This window comes from Hydrogenophaga sp. (genome assembly GCF_019264445.1).
In the GTDB taxonomy this organism is placed as follows: domain Bacteria; phylum Pseudomonadota; class Gammaproteobacteria; order Burkholderiales; family Burkholderiaceae_C; genus Hydrogenophaga.
In genome coordinates this window covers 1-16,912 of the sequence record NZ_JAHVAB010000080.1, presented here as the reverse complement: position 1 = coordinate 16,912, position 16,912 = coordinate 1, and the positions used below count along the sequence as shown (strand labels likewise).

Annotated in this window: 18 protein-coding genes; 12 read left to right on the top strand and 6 right to left on the bottom strand. The window is 68.0% G+C overall.

Features of this window, described 5'->3' with window-relative positions:
- Positions 1 to 206: 206 nt before the first annotated feature.
- The 10 genes from KXJ60_RS18325 to KXJ60_RS18280 all read left to right on the top strand — a co-directional run bounded on the left by KXJ60_RS18325 (position 207) and on the right by KXJ60_RS18280 (position 10,094).
- Positions 207 to 1,691, top strand: a complete 1,485-nt coding sequence (locus KXJ60_RS18325; protein ID WP_291131263.1) for a sigma 54-interacting transcriptional regulator — start codon at positions 207 to 209, stop codon at positions 1,689 to 1,691.
- Positions 1,692 to 1,855: 164 nt separating this feature from the next.
- Positions 1,856 to 3,064, top strand: a complete 1,209-nt coding sequence (locus KXJ60_RS18320) for a substrate-binding domain-containing protein (protein ID WP_291131261.1) — start codon at positions 1,856 to 1,858, stop codon at positions 3,062 to 3,064.
- A gap of 144 nt (positions 3,065 to 3,208) precedes the next feature.
- The gene (locus KXJ60_RS18315) at positions 3,209 to 3,970 is read left to right on the top strand and encodes an ABC transporter ATP-binding protein (protein WP_291131259.1); all 762 of its coding nucleotides are present in this window, start codon (positions 3,209 to 3,211) and stop codon (positions 3,968 to 3,970) included.
- Complete coding sequence (locus KXJ60_RS18310) at positions 3,967 to 4,704, top strand: ABC transporter ATP-binding protein (protein ID WP_291131257.1); 738 nt, start codon at positions 3,967 to 3,969, stop codon at positions 4,702 to 4,704. Before KXJ60_RS18315 ends, KXJ60_RS18310 begins: the two co-directional genes overlap by 4 nt.
- Positions 4,701 to 5,690, top strand: a complete 990-nt coding sequence (locus tag KXJ60_RS18305; protein ID WP_291131255.1) for a branched-chain amino acid ABC transporter permease — start codon at positions 4,701 to 4,703, stop codon at positions 5,688 to 5,690. The genes KXJ60_RS18310 and KXJ60_RS18305 overlap by 4 nt, the downstream gene beginning before the upstream one ends.
- Positions 5,691 to 5,702: 12 nt before the next feature.
- Entirely contained in the window at positions 5,703 to 6,803 is a 1,101-nt protein-coding gene (locus tag KXJ60_RS18300; RefSeq protein WP_291131253.1) for a branched-chain amino acid ABC transporter permease, read from the top strand.
- The gene (locus KXJ60_RS18295) at positions 6,800 to 7,684 is read left to right on the top strand and encodes an alpha/beta hydrolase (RefSeq protein ID WP_291131251.1); all 885 of its coding nucleotides are present in this window, start codon (positions 6,800 to 6,802) and stop codon (positions 7,682 to 7,684) included. Before KXJ60_RS18300 ends, KXJ60_RS18295 begins: the two co-directional genes overlap by 4 nt.
- A gap of 204 nt (positions 7,685 to 7,888) precedes the next feature.
- Entirely contained in the window at positions 7,889 to 8,788 is a 900-nt protein-coding gene (locus tag KXJ60_RS18290) for a formylglycine-generating enzyme family protein (RefSeq protein WP_291131248.1), read from the top strand.
- Positions 8,789 to 8,866: 78 nt separating this feature from the next.
- On the top strand, positions 8,867 to 9,151 hold the full coding sequence (locus KXJ60_RS18285) for a hypothetical protein (protein ID WP_291131246.1): 285 nt from the start codon (positions 8,867 to 8,869) through the stop codon (positions 9,149 to 9,151).
- Between the two features lie 25 nt (positions 9,152 to 9,176).
- On the top strand, positions 9,177 to 10,094 hold the full coding sequence (locus KXJ60_RS18280) for a YihY/virulence factor BrkB family protein (RefSeq protein ID WP_291131244.1): 918 nt from the start codon (positions 9,177 to 9,179) through the stop codon (positions 10,092 to 10,094).
- On the opposite strand, the gene KXJ60_RS18275 is transcribed toward KXJ60_RS18280, so the two are convergent.
- The 5 genes from KXJ60_RS18275 to hemH form a co-directional block, all read right to left on the bottom strand.
- Complete coding sequence (locus tag KXJ60_RS18275) at positions 10,049 to 11,449, bottom strand: sensor histidine kinase (RefSeq protein WP_291131242.1); 1,401 nt, start codon at positions 11,447 to 11,449, stop codon at positions 10,049 to 10,051. The two genes, KXJ60_RS18280 and KXJ60_RS18275, sit on opposite strands and share 46 nt — an antisense overlap.
- Positions 11,446 to 12,135, bottom strand: a complete 690-nt coding sequence (locus KXJ60_RS18270; protein ID WP_291131240.1) for a response regulator transcription factor — start codon at positions 12,133 to 12,135, stop codon at positions 11,446 to 11,448. The genes KXJ60_RS18275 and KXJ60_RS18270 overlap by 4 nt, the downstream gene beginning before the upstream one ends.
- A 35-nt stretch (positions 12,136 to 12,170) precedes the next feature.
- Positions 12,171 to 13,697 carry a tripartite tricarboxylate transporter permease gene (locus KXJ60_RS18265; protein WP_291131238.1) on the bottom strand — a complete coding sequence of 509 codons (1,527 nt, stop codon included), beginning with the start codon at positions 13,695 to 13,697 and terminating at the stop codon, positions 12,171 to 12,173.
- Positions 13,698 to 13,710: 13 nt separating this feature from the next.
- Positions 13,711 to 14,160: a tripartite tricarboxylate transporter TctB family protein gene (locus KXJ60_RS18260; RefSeq protein WP_291131236.1), complete on the bottom strand. Its 450-nt coding sequence runs from the start codon at positions 14,158 to 14,160 to the stop codon at positions 13,711 to 13,713.
- A gap of 167 nt (positions 14,161 to 14,327) precedes the next feature.
- The gene (hemH, locus tag KXJ60_RS18255) at positions 14,328 to 15,419 is read right to left on the bottom strand and encodes a ferrochelatase (protein ID WP_291131234.1); all 1,092 of its coding nucleotides are present in this window, start codon (positions 15,417 to 15,419) and stop codon (positions 14,328 to 14,330) included.
- A gap of 19 nt (positions 15,420 to 15,438) precedes the next feature.
- On the opposite strand from hemH, the gene KXJ60_RS18250 reads away from it, so the two are divergent.
- Together KXJ60_RS18250 and KXJ60_RS18245 are read left to right on the top strand one after the other, a co-directional pair.
- Positions 15,439 to 16,155, top strand: a complete 717-nt coding sequence (locus tag KXJ60_RS18250; protein WP_291131232.1) for an HAD-IA family hydrolase — start codon at positions 15,439 to 15,441, stop codon at positions 16,153 to 16,155.
- Between the two features lie 4 nt (positions 16,156 to 16,159).
- Complete coding sequence (locus KXJ60_RS18245; protein ID WP_291131230.1) at positions 16,160 to 16,810, top strand: glutathione S-transferase family protein; 651 nt, start codon at positions 16,160 to 16,162, stop codon at positions 16,808 to 16,810.
- Positions 16,811 to 16,834: 24 nt separating this feature from the next.
- Here KXJ60_RS18245 and KXJ60_RS21705 read toward each other — a convergent pair.
- Positions 16,835 to 16,912 (bottom strand): SH3 domain-containing protein (locus KXJ60_RS21705; protein ID WP_366018758.1); only part of this gene is annotated, 78 nt, incomplete at its 5' end.

Genomic DNA, 16,912 nt, shown 5'->3' with positions numbered 1-16,912 from the left:
TACCAACAGACCGAGTACCCATGAGGTCATCGGCGGTCAGGGGTATGGCGCAGCGGCATAAAGGAGGAGGGGTGGGCGAAGCCCGCCCCGGGGGACAGCCGCGGAGCCGTGCCCCGAGGCCGCCGATGACCGGACTCGCCGGAGAAAACCCAGACAGACGAAATCACCCAGAGGGCGCCTATACCCTCCAGGGGTACCATTCGCCCATGACCCGGGACAACCGCCTTCCACGTGACGCGCAGAGCATTCTGGAGCTCGCCGCGCGCTCGATGTTCGAGCTCTTCGCCAATGCCAGCGAAGGCATGATGCTGGTGGACCGCGACTCGCGCGTCGTCTGGATCAACGACCAATACCGCCGCTTCCTGCCCGCACTCGGCTTCGAGCGCGAGGAAGACTTTGTGGGCCACCCCGTCTCCCGTGTCGTGCAGAACACGCAGATGCACCAGGTGCTGGCCACCGGCAAACCCATCCTCATCGACCTGCTCACCAACCGCGCCGGCACCTTCGTGGTGAGCCGCATTCCGCTGCGCGACGACGCGGGCGAAGTCATCGGCGTGCTGGGCATCGTGCTGTTTGACCACCCCGAGACCACGCTGCAGCCCCTCATCAGCAAGTTCGCCCGCCTCGAACAGGACTTGAGCGAAGCCCGCCGCGAACTCGCCAGCCAGCGCCGCACCAAGTACACCTTTGCCAGCTTCGTGGGCAGCAGCGCGGCGGCGCTGGAGGTCAAGCGCCAGGCGCGCCGTGCGGCGCAATCGGCCAGCCCGGTGCTGCTGCTGGGTGAAACCGGCACCGGCAAGGAGCTGCTGGCGCACGCCATCCATGCGGCCTCGCCGCGCGCGGGGCGTCCGTTTGTGAGCGTGAACATGGCGGCGGTGCCCGACACGCTGCTGGAGGCCGAGTTCTTCGGCGTCGCGCCCGGCGCATTCACCGGCGCAGACAAGAAGGGGCGCGACGGCAAGTTCAAACTCGCCGATGGCGGCACCCTGTTTCTCGACGAGCTGGGCGACATGCCGATGTCGGTGCAGGTCAAGCTCCTGCGCGCCCTGCAGGAAGGCGAGATCGAGCCGCTGGGTTCGAACAAGCTGGTGCGTTTTGACGTGCGCGTGGTCGCGGCCACCTCGCGCGACCTGCAGCAGATGGTGCGCGACGGCACCTTTCGCGAAGACCTTTACTACCGCCTGAACGTGCTGCCCATTCGCGTGCCCCCGCTGCGCGAGCGGCAGGACGACATTGCGCTGCTGATCGAAGCCCTGTGCGAAGACATCGCCGCGCGCGGCGGCGGCGCACAGCTGGAGCTCACCGCCGATGCCCAGGCGCTGCTGGCCGCGCAGCCCTGGCGCGGCAACATCCGCGAGCTGCGCAACGTGCTTGAACAGCTGGCGCTGCGCAGCGACACGCACCACATCGAAGGTGCGCAGGTGGGCGCGGTGCTGCAGGAGGCGGGCCTGCCGGCGCTGGCACCTGCGGTGTTGAAGGGCGCTGCGACGCGCGCGGCCTCGCAGGCAGGCGATGTGCGGCCGTTGCCTGAGCAGATTGCCGAGCTGGAACAGCGCGCCATTCGCGACGCGCTGGCACGCACCGGGGGCAACCGCACCGCGGCAGCGCGGCTGCTGGGCATTTCGCGCGCGAGCCTGTACGACCGCCTGGCCGCGTGGGGAGAGGCGTCTGACATCCAGACGATTGCCTGAAATTCAGACGGTTGAGCGCGTGGGGATTGTCTGAATTTCAGACGACTTGTTGAGACTTGCTGAGCAAAGTCGTTTGAAATCAAAGGCCTGGCGTGCTGGCACGAAGCCTGCAATGCAGGGGTACGGCGCACAGCGCTGTGATCCTTCCAACCAGGAGACAAGACATGACTCACACCACCCGCCGTCTGGCGGTCATCGCGCTCGCCTGCACCGCTGCGCTGGGCACCACGCTCGCCCAGGCCCAGGCCAACAAGAACGAGATCCGCATCGCCCACATCCACAGCAAGACCGGTCCGCTGGAGGCCTATGCCAAGCAGACGCAGGCCGGCCTGATGATGGGCCTGAGCTATGCCACCGGCGGCACCATGATGGTGGCCGGCAAGAAGATCGTGGTGATCGAGAAAGACGACCAGGGCAAGCCCGACGTGGGCAAGAGCCTGCTGGCCGCAGCCTATGCCGACGACAAGGTCGACCTCGCCATTGGCCCGACCGCCTCGCCAGTGGCGCTGGCCATGCTGCCCGTGGCCGAGGAATACAAGAAGATCCTGCTGGTGGAGCCCGCCGTGGCCGACTCCATCACCGGCGACAAGTGGAACAAGTACATCTTCCGCACCGGCCGCAACAGCAGCCAGGACGCCGCCGCCAACGCCGTGGCGCTGGACCAGCCGGGCAACGTGATCGCCATGCTGGCCAACGACAACGCCTTTGGCCGCGACGGCGTGAAGGCCTCCAAGGACTTCATCAAGAAGGCCAAGATCGTTCACGAGGAATACCTGCCTGTGGGCACGACGGACTTCACCGCCGGCCTGCTGCGCATCGTCGACAAGCTCAAGGACCAGCCCGGCACCAAGTACATCTCGGTGGGCTGGTCGGGCGCGCCCACGCCGTTCTCCAAGATCGCCGAGATGGATCTGGAAAAGCGCTACGGCATCAAGCTGGCCACGGGTGGCAACATCCTGCCGGCCATGGTGGCCTACAAGCAGTTCCCCGGTATGGAAGGCGCGCTGTACTACTACTTCGGCATCCCGAAGAACCCGGTGAACGACGCCATGGTGGCCGAGCACTACAAGCAGTTCAAGACGCCGCCGGACTTCTTCACGGCGGGCGGTTTCTCGGCCGCGATGGCGGTGGTGACGGCGCTGAAGAAAACCAACGGCGACACCAAGACCGACACGCTCATCAAGACCATGGAAGGCATGAGCTTTGACACGCCCAAGGGCAAGATGACCTTCCGCGCGGAAGACCACCAGGCGATGCAGAGCATGTACCACTTCAAGATCAAGGTGGACCCGGCGTTTGCCTGGGGCGTGCCGGAGCTGGTGCGGGAGATCAAGCCGGAAGACCTGCCGATTCCCATTCGGAACAAGCGCTGAGCGCTTGACCCCCTGCGCCGCTGACGCGGCTTCCCCCTTGAAAGGGGGACAACGCGTGCGGCCCGGCGAAGCCGGTTCCGCCGCGTTTCTGGACGTCGCCGCACGTGCGGCGACAGTCTCCACCGTTCTCTCAGTTCCACCTCCATGCTTGAAACCCAAGACCTCACGGTCCGCTTCGGCGGGCACGTGGCGGTGAGTGCTGTCTCCTGTGCGTTTGCGCCGGGCACGCTCACGGCCATCGTCGGCCCCAACGGCGCGGGCAAGACGACCTACTTCAACCTCATCTCCGGGCAGATCAAGGCCAGCGCAGGCCGTGTGTTGCTGGGCGGGCAGGACATCTCGTCGCTGGGGGCGCCGGCGCGGGCGCAGGCCGGGCTGGGCCGCGCGTTCCAGCTCACCAACCTGTTTCCCAACCTCACGGTGCAGGAAAACGTGCGGCTGGCGGTGCAGGCCAAGGCGCGCGCCGGGCTGAACCTCTGGCGCATCTGGAGCGACCGGCGCGACCTGCTGCAACGCGCCGACGAGGTGCTGGACACGGTGGCGCTGGCCGACAAGCGCGATGCGCTCGCCTCCAGCCTGCCGCACGGCGACCAGCGCAAGCTTGAGGTGGGCATCCTGATGGCGCTGGAGCCACAGGTGTTCATGTTCGACGAGCCCACCGCCGGCATGAGCGTGGACGAGGTGCCGGTGATCCTCAACCTCATCCGCAAGCTCAAGGAAGACAAGACCAAGACCATCCTGCTGGTGGAACACAAGATGGACGTGGTGCGCGAGCTGTCGGACCGCATCATCGTGCTGCACAACGGCGAGCTGGTGGCCGATGGCGAACCCGCCACCGTGATCGCCTCGCCCGTGGTGCAGCAGGCGTACCTCGGCATCAACCCGACCGAAGAGGAGGTCGCATGAGCGAACCCTTGCTGACGCTGAACCAGGTGCACACCCACATCGGCGCGTACCACATCCTCCACGGCGTGGACCTCGTGGTGCCCGCCAACCAGCTCACCATGCTGCTCGGCCGCAACGGCGCCGGCAAGACGACCACGCTGCGCACCATCATGGGCTTGTGGCACGCCAGCCAGGGCTCGGTGACGCTCGACGGGCAGGACATCACACAGCGCCAGACGCCCGACATTGCGCAGAGCGGCGTGGCCTATGTGCCCGAGAGCATGGGCATCTTCTCGGACCTCAGCGTCAAGGAGAACATGCTGCTGGCCGCGCGCGGCGCGCGCACGCTGGACGACATCGACACCACGCGGCTCGAATGGATCTTTGGCCTGTTCCCGGCCATGAAGAAGTTCTGGCTGCACGCGGCCGGCAAGCTCAGCGGCGGGCAGAAGCAGATGCTCGCGGTCTCGCGCGCCATCATCGAGCCGCGCAAGCTGCTGCTGATCGACGAGCCCAGCAAGGGCCTGGCGCCCGCGATCATCCAGAACATGATCGCGGCCTTTCGCGAACTCAAGGCTGCGCAGACCACCATCCTGCTGGTGGAACAGAACTTCAACTTTGCGCGCCAGCTCGGCGACACGGTGGCCGTGATGGACGACGGCCGCGTGGTGCACAGCGGCTCGATGGCCGAGCTCGCCGCCGATGAATCGCTGCAATCGAAATTGCTCGGCTTGTCTCTTGGAGCACATCAATGATGAAACTCAAAGCCGACTTCGACTGGAAGCCGCTGGCGCTCGTGCCAGCACTCGCGCTGCTCGCACTGCCCGCCGTGGGCAGCCCCTCCACCTGGCTCACGCTCACCGTGGCGGGCCTGGCCATGGGCATGATCGTGTTCATCATTGCCTCAGGCCTCACGCTAGTGTTTGGCCTCATGGACGTGCTGAACTTTGGCCACGGCGTGTTCATTGCGCTCGGTGCCTTCGTGGCCACCACCGTGCTGGCCAGCATGGGCGGCTACACCACCGCGGACAGCCTGTGGCTCAACCTCATGGCGCTGCTGCCGGCCATGCTGGTGGCCATGGCGGTGGCCGGTGCGCTGGGCTGGGTGTTTGAGCGCCTGATCATCCGCCCGGTGTACGGCATGCACCTGAAGCAGATCCTCATCACCATGGGCGGCATGATCATTGGCGAGGAAATGATCAAGGTCATCTGGGGGCCGGAGCAGATTGCGCTGCCCTTGCCCGAGAGCCTGCGCGGTTCGTTCATCCTGGGCGAGGCCGCGGTGGAGAAATACCGCCTGCTGGCCGTGCTGGTGGGGCTGGCCGTGTTTGCCGCGATGGTCTGGACGCTCAACCGCACCAAGGTCGGCCTGCTGGTGCGCGCCGGCGTGCAGGACCGCGAGATGGTCGAGTCGCTGGGCTACCGCATCCGCCAGCTGTTCATTGGCGTGTTCGTGGTGGGCAGCGCGCTGGCTGGCCTGGGCGGTGTGATGTGGGGGCTGTACCAGCAGACCGTGCTGCCGCAGATGGGCGCGCAGGTCAACGTGCTGATCTTCATCGTCATCATCATTGGCGGCCTGGGGTCCACCACCGGCGCGCTGATTGGCGCGCTGCTGGTCGGCCTCATGGCGAACTACACCGGCTTCCTCGCACCGAAGGTCGCGCTGTTTTCCAACATCGCGCTCATGGTCGCGATTTTGTTGTGGCGTCCGCAGGGCGTGTACCCCGTCACCAACCGCTGAAGGAGCCGCATCATGTTGTCCCGACTCCTCTCCAACGACCTGCCACGCAGCCGCTGGCTCACGGCCCTGCTGGTGGTGCTGTTCATCGGCCTGCTGCTGGCGCCGTTCCTGTTCCCGGGTGTCAAGGCGCTCAACGTCGCGGCCAAGGTGCTGATCTTCGTGGCGCTGGTGGCCAGCTTCGACCTGCTGCTGGGCTACACCGGCATCGTGAGCTTTGCGCACACCATGTTCTTCGGCATCGGTGCCTACGGCGTGGCCATCGCGCTCAACGCGGCAGGCACGCCCTCGTGGGCCGCGATTGCGGTGGGCGTGTTCGGCGCGCTTGCGATCTCGCTGGTGCTCTCGCTGCTCATCGGGCTGTTCTCGCTGCGCGTGAAGGCGATCTTCTTCGCCATGATCACGCTGGCGGTGGCCTCGGCGTTTCTCACGCTGGCCTCGCAGCTCTCGGACATCACGGGCGGTGAAGACGGCCTCACGTTCCGCGTGCCCGAACTGCTCTCGCCGGGCTTCACGCTGACCGAAGAACCGCTGGTCACGCCGCTGGGCGAAGTGGACCTGAATGGCCGGCTGATCACCTACTACCTGATCTTCCTTGCGGTGACGGCCATCTTCCTCACCATCCTGCGCATCGTGAATTCGCCCTTTGGCCGCGTGCTGCAGGCGATCCGCGAGAACGACTTCCGCGCCGAGGCGCTGGGCTACCGCACGGTGGTGTACCGCACGCTGTCCAACGTGCTCTCGGCGTCGTTTGCCACGCTCGCGGGTTGCCTGCTCGCGCTCTGGCTGCGCTACAACGGGCCGGACACCTCGCTGTCCTTCGAGATCATGCTGGACATCCTGCTCATCGTCGTCATTGGCGGCATGGGCACGCTGTATGGCGCGTTCATCGGCAGCGTGCTCTTCGTGGTGGCGCAGAGCTATCTGCAGGACCTGCTGCGCATGGCCGGCAACGCCACCGAAGGCCTGCCGCTGCTGCCCGCGCTGCTCACGCCCGACCGCTGGCTGCTCTGGCTGGGCGTGCTGTTCGTGCTTTCGGTCTATTACTTCCCCACCGGCATCGTTGGAAAGCTCAGGGAGCGCGCCACGGCGGCCCGCATGAAAGGCCAGCCATGAACGCCACCCCACTGGAGGCCGCCGCCCACGCGGTGACACCGCGCTCGCGCTACCTGCGTTGCGAGGGCCGTGAAATCCACTTCATGGACTGGGTGCCCCACGCGCCCAACGGGCAGACGGTGGTGGCGTGGCACGGGCTGGCGCGCACCGGGCGCGACATGGACCCGCTCGCCGAGCACCTGTGTGCGCTGGGCTGGCGCGTGATCTGCCCCGACACCATCGGCCGCGGCCTCTCGCAATGGAGCCCGACGCCCGAGGCCGAGTACTGCCTCGACTTCTACAGCCGCATCGCCGCCTCGCTGGTGGACCAGCTCGCCCTCAAGCGCTTTCACTGGGTGGGCACCTCCATGGGCGGCGCCATCGGCATGGTGAGCGCCGCAGGCCGGCTGCACGGTCGCATCGAGCGGCTGGTGCTCAACGATATCGGCCCGCAACTGGCCGAGGCCGCCGTGCAGCGCATCCGCAGCTACGCGGGCAGCCCGCCCGGCTTCGACACCGTGAGCGAGCTGGAGCAGTACTTCCGCACCGTCTACAAGCCCTACGGCCAGATCAGCGACGCGCAGTGGCGCCTGTTCACCGAAAGCTCCACCCGCCGCCTGCCCGATGGCCGCGTGACGCCGCACTACGACCCGGCCATGGTGGGGCAATTCACCCACCACCCGCAGGACTACGACCTGTGGCCCACCTACGACCGCATCGACGTGCCCGTGCTGTGCCTGCGCGGCGCCGACTCCGACCTGCTGCTGGCCGACACCGCCGAAGCCATGCGCGACCGCGGGCCGCGCGCACTCGTGGTCACCATCGCCGGCTGCGGCCACGCGCCGGCCCTGAACGTGCCCGAACAGCTGGAGCTGGTACAGCGGTTTCTGGCGGGGCACTGAGCGGGGGCGGGCTCGGCACGGCCGGTCGTGTTGAGCGCATCGCACCTGCGCCGGCACAATGGCCCATCTTTGGTCGTTGGAGCTCCCATGAGGAACCCAGGTGCGGTGCGGTGGCGAAGGGCTGGTTTGACTGCCGTGCTGTGCGGGTTGGCGTGGCTTGCGGGTTGTGCGCAACCGCTCCAGGTATCCACCGACACCCTGGGCATGGTCTTCGTGCGCGTGCCGGCGGGCGAGTTCCTGATGGGCAACGACGAGTCGCCCGAGGCGCTGGCGAAGGCCTATCCCGGCATGGAGCGCTCGCGTCTGGAAGGTTTGTCCGACGAAGCGCCGGTGCACCGCGTGCGCATCACGCGGGCCTTCGAGATGGGCCAGCACGAGGTCACGGTGGGGCAGTTCCGGGCGTTCCTCCAGCGCTCGGGCCACGTGCCTGAATCGGTGGCGGATGGCACCGGTGGCTATGGCTACAACCCCGCCTACAACCCCGCGAAGAGCCGCCGGGGCGACGCGTTTGAAGGCCGCTTGCCCAGGTACTCGTGGGAGAACCCGGGCTTTGCGCAGGGCGACGACCACCCGGTGGTCAACGTCACCTGGAACGACGCGGTGGCGCTGGCGCGCTGGCTCTCCGAGCAGGAGGGCCGCCGCTACCGGTTGCCCACGGAAGCGGAGTGGGAGTACGCGTGCCGGGCCGGTGGCAGCGGCCGTTACCAGCATGGCAACGACCCGGCTGGCCTGATCGGTGTGGGCAACACCTTTGACCAGGACGCGGCAGTGAACTGGCCCACCTGGCGCGACCGCGCGTTGCCCGGGCGCGATGGCCATGCGTTCACCGCACCCGTGGGCAGCTTCACGCCCAATGCCTTTGGCCTGCACGACATGCACGGCAACGTGTGGGAGTGGGTGTCGGACTGGTACGGCGAAGACACCTACGCGCGGTCCCCGGTGGACGATCCGGTGGGGCCTGACGATGGCGACAACAAGGTGCGCCGGGGCGGCTCCTGGCACACCTGGCCGCTCTATTCGCGTTGCGCGTACCGCAACTGGAACTCGATGCAGACGCGCTACACGCTGGTGGGCATTCGCCTGGTGCGCGAGCTGCCCCGCTGACCACGGATGCGGGACTGTCCTACACGGGCGGTGCTGCAGCGGCGTTAACTTAGGGGCTTGCCCATCAGGAGAACCCCCATGGTCCAGAGAACCCGCCGCGCTGAACAGCCTTCCACGCCCGCCGCCATCAAGCCGGCGCGAAAGACCCGCAAACCCCAAGAGCGACCCGGCGTTCCCGGTGAGCACTGGTGGGTGTTGGGTGCGGGCATCGCCGCCTGGGCGCTCACGCGAAAGAGCCCGTCGTTCCTGCTGCGCTCTGCGGGTTTGCTGGCGGGCTCTGCGCTGGTGGGCCGGGCGGCGAGTGGCCGCGACGGCCTGAGCAAGGTGCTGCGTGTCACGCCGCTGGGCGGGCGCGTCAAGTAAGCGCGGGTCTTTGAAGCGCTGGCCGATGGGCCGTCTTCAGCAAGCCGGACACCGTGTCCGGCACTGGGCGCTGAACACGCCGGGTGTGCGCGTGCTCGTGCTGGCGGTTCGCAACTACATCCTGCACCAGAGCGCCAACCAGGCGGGGAGCCTGGCGTTTTCGTCGGTGCTGGCCATGTTTCCGCTGCTCATCCTGCTCTCCGCCTCGGCGGGTTACATCGGCAAGCCCGGCGATGCCGCCCAGCTCGTGAGCCGCGTGCTGGAGTACGCCCCGCAGCTGGTGCGCGAGGCGATGCAGCCCGTGATCGCGCAGGTGCTGTCGCAGCGCAACCAGGCGCTGCTGGCCATTGGCGTGGTGGTCACGCTGTGGACGGCGTCTTCCGGCCTGCAGGCCATTCGCTCGGCGCTGAACCGCGCCTATGGCATCGAGCGCGGCCTGGCTTTCTGGAAGGCGCGCATCAAGGTCACGCTGTTCACGGTGGTGGTGGGCGCGACGACGCTGGCGGCCTTCAGCTCGGTGGTGATCCTTCCCTACGTGTGGCAGCTGCTCGCGGAGAACGTGGGTGGTGGCGCGGACGCGCACTGGATGCGCCACACGGTGCGCTACGCGCTGGCGTATCTGGTGCTGGTGGCGCTGTATGCGCTGATGTACGGCTGGCTGCCCGACATCCGCCAGCGCATTGCCACCGTGCTGCCCGGCGCCCTGGTGGGGGCGGCGCTGTGGGTGGGCGCTGCGGCCAGCCTGTCGTACACCTTGCGCACCGCGGGCAAGCTGGCGCTGCTCTACGGGAGCTTTGCGGGCGTGGTGGCCACGCTGGTGTTTCTCTACATCAGCGCCACCACGCTGATCTTCGGGGCCGAGATCAACGGCGTGCTGCGCGGCGATCGCGATGATGCTCAGGCCAGCGGCAGCACGAGGCTGGCGCGCAGCCCACGGCCGTGATCCGCGCTCTCCAGCTGGAGCTCTGAGCCCAGCAGCTGCGCATAACGCGCCACGATGGACAGGCCCAGGCCCGCGCCCTGGCCGAGCTGGATGGCGTCGCGTCCCTGCGTCCAGCGCTGCATGAGATCGCGGCGCGCGGCGTCGGGGATGCCGGGGCCGTCGTCCACCACCGCGAGCATGCAGGTGCGTGCGTCGGCGTGCGCCGTCAGTTCGACGGTGAGCGTGGGGCCGCCGTAGCGCAGGGCGTTGTCGATGAGGTTGTCCAGAATGCCTTCGATGAGCGCCGTGTCGGCCAGGACGTGCACGTCCTGCGCGCCTTCGTCCAGCCCGCGCGCGCCCAGGTCGACGCCGCGCGCATCGGCTTTGTCCAGGTGTCGCAGCACCGCCTGGCCCACCAGTGGTGCCAGCGCCAGCCGTTCCTTTTGCAGCGCCAGCTCGGCTTCGTCGGCGATGGCCAGGTCCAGCAGCTGGTTCACCAGGCGGCCTGCGCGCTCGGCGCTGGTGGCGATCTGTTGCAGCTGCTGCTGGGACACGTCGGCGTGGGGATGGGCCTGGCCATAGTCGGCCAGCGCGCGAATGCGGGCCAGCGGCGTGCGCAGCTCGTGCGCCACGTTGCCGACGAATTCGCGCTGGGCGCGCACGCTGCGGCCCAGGCGGTCAAACAGATCGTTCACCGCGTGGCCCACTTGCTGTATTTCGCGGGTGGAGGGCGAGATCACCACCGGCGTGAGGTCTTGCGCGTCGCGGTTGGCCAGGGCGTCCTGCAGCCGCGCCAGCGGGGCAAGGTCGCGCTGGATGCCGCGCCAGAGCCAGAAGGCGAGCAGGGCGAGCAGCAGCAGCAGCGGCAGCGCGCCAAACACCAGCATGCGCTGTACGAGCGCCGCGCGCACATAGGTGGTGTGCGCCATCACCACGTGGTGCAACTGGCCCTGCACCTCGTGGCGCAGCGTCACGGCGCGCACCGGCAGGCCCTGGTACACGATGTCGCTGTAGCGAAAGCCCTGGCTGGCTTCAGGCAGCGGCGTGGGGGGCAGGTCCTTGCCGGCGAGCAGCTGGCCGTCGGGCTGGAGCACCGCAAAGTGCACGGCCTCGGCCTGGTCGAAGAGCGCGGCCATGAGCTCGCTGGGCGTGAGTTGCAGGTCCACCGAACCGTCGGGCTGGGCCTGCACATGCGAAGCGATGGAGTAGGCGTCGTCGAGCAGGGCGCGGTCAAAGGCCTGCTCGGTGAAATGGCTGGCCACGCTCAGCGTGGCCACCGTGCCGGTGAGCCAGGTCAGCACCAGCGGCACCATCACGTGCCGCAGCATGCGGATGCGCAGCGAGGGCGCGGCCTGGCTGGCGGGCCGCGCGCTCATGCTTCGGGTTCCAGCAGGTAGCCGATGCCGCGCAGCGTGCGGATGGACGCGCCGCTGCCGGCGAGCTTCTTGCGCAGGCGCGAGATGAAGGCTTCAAGCGCGTTGTCGCCCAGCGCGTCGTCGAAGCTGGAGAGCTTGTCGGAGAGCTCGCGTTTGCTCACGGCGTGGCCGGGCGGGCTCATCAGTTCCCACAGCACCTCGAACTCGCGCGCGGGCAGGTCCAGCGGCTCGCCGGCCAGCGTGAAGCGGCGCGCGCGCCGGTCCAGTTGCAGCTGTCCGAGGTGTGCGGTGTCGTTGCTGCCAATGGCGCGGCGCACCAGCGCGCGCAGCCGCGCTTCCACCTCGGCGAGGTCGAAGGGTTTGCCCAGGTAGTCGTCGGCGCCGGCGTCCAGCCCGGTGATGCGCTCTTCGGTGCGGTTGCGCGCGGTGAGCACGAGCACGGGGGTGCGGTCGCCCCGCGCGCGGGCTTCGCGCAGCGCGTGCAGGCCGTTGCCCATCGGGCTGCCCGCGCGCTCGTGCTGCGGCAGGTTCAGGTCGAGCAGCACGGCGTCAAAGGGCTGCACGCGCCACAGGTGGCTGGCCGCCTGCACGCTGCCCGCCGCGTCCACGCGGTGGCCCGCGTGTTCGAGGCTGCGTGTGATCACATCGCGCAGCACGGCGTCGTCTTCTACCAGCAGGATCCGCATGGGCCCGAGGCTAGCAGAAGGGTGGAGCACCGGGTTCAATCCGGCAGGGCGCGCGCCACATCCAGCTCCTGCTTGGCGCGCAAGCTGCTGCGCACGGTGGACCAGATGGCCCACAACAGAAGCGCGGCGGTGATGGCGAGCAGCGTGGCGCTGATGGGGCGCTGCAGGAACACCATGGCGTCGCCGCGGGAGATCAGCATGGCGCGGCGCATGTATTCCTCCAGCAGCGGGCCCAGGATGTAGCCCAGCAGCAGCGGCGCGGGCTCAAAGCGCAGCACCATGAGCAGGTAGCCAATGACACCCAGCACGGCCACCGAGTAGATGTCGAAGGTGTTGTTGTTGACGCTGTACACGCCGAGGGCCACGAACACCAGGATGGCCGGGTACATCCATGCAAACGGAATGCGCAGCAGCGCGACCCACAGGCCGATGGTCGGCAGGTTCAGGATCACCAGCATGATGTTGCCGATGGCGAAGCTCACCACCAGGCCCCAGAACAGGCTGGGCTGCTCGGTGATGAGCATGGGCCCGGGCTGAATGCCGTGAATGATCAGCGCGCCGAGCATGATGGCCATGACCGCATCGCCCGGAATGCCCAGCGAGAGCGAGGGCACGAAGGCGGTTTGCGCCGCGGCGTTGTTGGCCGATTCGGGGGCGGTGACACCTTCAATGGCGCCCTGGCCAAAACGGCTGGGGTCTTTGGCCAGGCGCTTTTCGATCGCGTACGACATGAACGCCGCAATGGACGGACCCACACCGGGCAGCGCGCCCAGTGCCGAACCCAGCGCCGAGCCGCGCGCCATGGGCTTGAGCGTCGCCTTGAATTCTTCCTTGCTGGGCGCCATCGAGCGCAGGGAGATTTTCTCCAGCTTGCGGTTGGTGTCGGCCGAGTTGATGCATCGCACCACTTCGGCCACGCCAAACAGGCCCATGGCCAGCGCCACCAGGTTGATGCCGTCGGTGAGCTCGGGCACGTCGAACGCGTAGCGCGCGGCACCGCTGTTCACATCGGTGCCCACCATGCCGATCAGCAGGCCCAGCACCATGGCGCACAGGCCCTTGGCGGCCGAGCCCGAACTCATGGAGGAGGCGGCGACCAGGCCCAGCAGCATCATCGAGCAGAACTCGGCTGGGCCGAACTTGAGCCCGACCTCGGCAATGACCGGCGAGAACAGCGTGAGCAGGATCAGCCCGGACATGGCACCGGCCAGCGAGGCGATGGTGGTCACGAACAGCGCGACGCCGGCCTTGCCCTTCTTGGCCATGGGGTAGCCATCGAGGCAGGTCACGGCCGAGGATGGCGTGCCCGGCAGGTTCAGCAGGATCGATGCGGTGGAGCCGCCGTACTGCGCGCCGTAGTACACGCCGGCCAGCATGATGATGGCGGCGGTGGGTTCGATGTGATACGTCAGCGGCAGCAGCAGCGAGATGGCGGCCAATGCGCCGATGCCGGGCAGCACGCCCACCACGGTGCCCAGGAAGACACCGAAGAAGCAGTAGAGCAGGTTGACGGGCGCGGCCGCCACTTGCAGGCCAAGCCAGAGGTTTGAGAGGAGTTCCATGTGCGTGCTCTCTTCAAAGGCTCCACGGCCAGAGCGGCAGGATCATCTGCAGCCCGATCGGGAAGATCAGCGTCGTGAGCAACGCCACCACGGCACACACTGTCAGGCGGGTGCGCAGGCGCATGGCCGACGGCATGAGCGAGATCAGCGCGGCCACGAACGAGGCCAGCACCACGCCCAGCGTGCGCAAGGCCAGGGCGAAGGCCACCAGGCTCAGTACGCACCAGAAAAGGTTGCTCCACTGCACGGTGATCGGCCCACCGCGGCGCCACCAGGCGGGCACTGCCACCAGCAGGCCGAGCACGGTCAGCGTCCAGCCCAGCATGACGGGGAAGTAGCCCGGGCCCATGCGTGCGCTGCTGCCGAAGTCGTAGTGTTGTTGCCCGTAGAGGGCGAAGAAGAGGCCGACGGCTGTCATGAACAGGCCGCCGACGAGATCGTGAATGTCTCGGGTCGTTTTCATGGAGGGAGCGGGCGCGCGGGGCGCCGTGGTGGAACGGTGCGGTGCGCCTGTGCGCGCCGCGCGAAGCCGTGCCTGCCGCAGGTTCTGCAAGACGGTCGGATCAGCTTACGGGCGCCAACCTGACCAGAACCTGATCTCCCTCGCTCCTCTCCCGCCGATGCGCCCGCTCAGTCCTGGGCGCCCAGTGCCAGCGCGCGCTCGCGGCTGGCCTGCAGTTCCATCGGGTTGTCTGCCACCTTCGTGGGCCAGCCCTGCAGGTGGCGCTCGGCGAGGTCGGCCAGTGCGCGAATCCATTCGGGCGAATCGTTCACGCAAGGGATGTACTCGAACCGCTCACCCCCCGCATGCAGGAAGGCTTCGCGCGCTTCCATGTTGATTTCTTCCAGCGTTTCCAGGCAGTCGCTGGTGAAGCCCGGGCAGACGAGGTCCACGCTCTTCAGTCCTTTTTGTGCGAGCGCCACCAGCGTGGGCTCGGTGTAGGGCTCCAGCCACTTGGCCTTGCCAAAGCGCGACTGGAAGGTGAGCGTGTAGCGGTCCTTGGCCAGGCCCAGCTCCTCGGCCAGCAGGCGGGCCGTCTTGTGGCATTCGCAGTGGTACGGGTCGCCCAAGTAGAGCGTGCGCTCGGGCACGCCATGAAAGCTCATCACGAGTTGCTCGGCCTGGCCGTGGGCCAGCCAGTGTGCGCGGATGGTCTTGGCCAGGGCCTTGATGTAGCCCGGGTCGTCGTGGTAGCGGTTCACGAAACGAAACTCGGGCAGCTGGCGCACCGACAGCGCCCACGTGTTCACCGCGTCCGCCACGCTGGCCGTGGTGGTGCCGCTGTACTGCGGGTAGGCGGGCAGCACCAGCACGCGGGTGGCACCCTCGGCCTTGAGTTCATCGAGCACCGAGGCAATCGACGGGTTGCCGTACCGCATGGCGTAACGCACCGTGACCTGGTGGCCGCGCTCGCCCAGGTAGCCGCGCAGCAGCGTGGCCTGCTTTTCGGTCCAGACCTTCAGCGGCGAGCCTTCGGGCAACCACACGCTGGCGTATTTGGCGGCCGACTTGGCGGGCCGCAGGCGCAGGATGATGCCGTGCAGGATCGGCCACCACAGCAGCTTGGGGATTTCGACCACCCGCGAGTCGCTCAGGAACTCGGCGAGGTAGCGGCGCAAGGCCGGCGCGGTGGGTTCGTCGGGCGTGCCGAGGTTGCAGAAGACGATGGCCGTGCGGGCCGCTCGGCCATGGGAAATCTTCGGTTCTGGGCTGAAAGTCATGCGCTATTCTCCCGCACACATGAATACCCCCGTACCTGCGACGCTGGCGCCTGGCCGCATTCGCGCCATCACCATCGACCTGGACGACACGCTGTGGCCGATCTGGCCCATCATCGAACGCGCCGAAGCCACGCTGGGCGCCTGGCTGGCGGTGCATGCGCCAGCCACCGCCGCGCAGTGGGGCGACCCGGCGGCCCTGCGCGAAGTGCGCAACCAGATGCACTTGACGCGCCCCGACCTCGCGCACGACCTGAGCGCGCTGCGCCGCGAGTCCATCCGCCTGGTGTTGCAGCGCGCGGGCGACGACCCCGCCCTGGCCGAACCCGCCTTCGAGGTGTTTTTCGCCGAGCGCCAGCGCGTCGAGCTGTTTGACGATGCCTTGCCCGCGCTGCAATGGCTGGCGCAGCGCTACCCGGTGGTGGCCCTGTCCAACGGCAATGCCGATGTGCACCGCGTGGGCCTGGGCGAGCACTTCCACGCCGCATTCAGCGCGCGCGAGTTTGGCGTGGGCAAGCCCGATCCGCGCATCTTTCACGCAGCGGCAGACAGCGCCGGCGTGCAGCCGCACGAGGTGCTGCACATCGGCGACGACGCGCAACTCGACGTGGTGGGCGGCCTGGGAGCCGGCATGCAGGTGGCCTGGCTCAACCGGGCAGGCCACCCCTGGGCGCACGCGCCGCTGCAACCCCACACCACCGTGACCGACCTCATGGCCTTGTGCCGGCAACTGGATTGAACCGATGAGCCTGACCATTTACGGCATTGCCGCTTCGCGCGCCGTGCGCCCCCTGTGGGCGGCCCACGAGCTGGGCCTGGACTTCAAACACATCGAGCTGGATTACCAGGGCGGCGGCGCGCGCGCGCCCGATTTCCTGGCGATCAACCCCAACGGCCATGTGCCTGCGGTGGTGGACGCGCGGCCCGAGGGCGATGTGGTGGTGTGGGAGAGCATGGCCTGCGCGCTCTATATTGCGCGCCACCACGGCGTGGCCGACGGCCAGGGCATCACCCCCGCCACACCGCGCGAAGACGCCGAGGCGCTGCGCTGGAGCTTCTGGGCCATGACCGAAACCGAGGCGGACGCACTCACCGTGCTGATGCACCTGTTCGTGATGCCGCCCGAGCGGCGCAAGCCCGAACTGGCCGCCGCAGCCGAACGCCGGCTGGCGACGCCTTTTCGCGTGATCGAAAACCACCTGGCGCAGCAAGCCCGGGCCGGCCAGCCGTTCCTGGCTGCTGCGCGCTTCACCGTGGCCGACCTGTGTGTGGCCAGCGTGTTGAACTGGGCGCGCCCGGCCAAGGCCTTGATGGACGCGAACCCGCTCACACACGACTGGCTGCGCCGCTGCATGGCCCGTCCCGCGTACCTCGCGGTGCGCGAGAACGGCTGAGGCCCGCGCGCGGGCAGGCCGGCGTCAGAAACCCCAGAGCAGTTGCCGGGCGATCCAGCCGCTCACGCCTTCTTCACGCTCCACGCGCACCCAGTCGGCGCG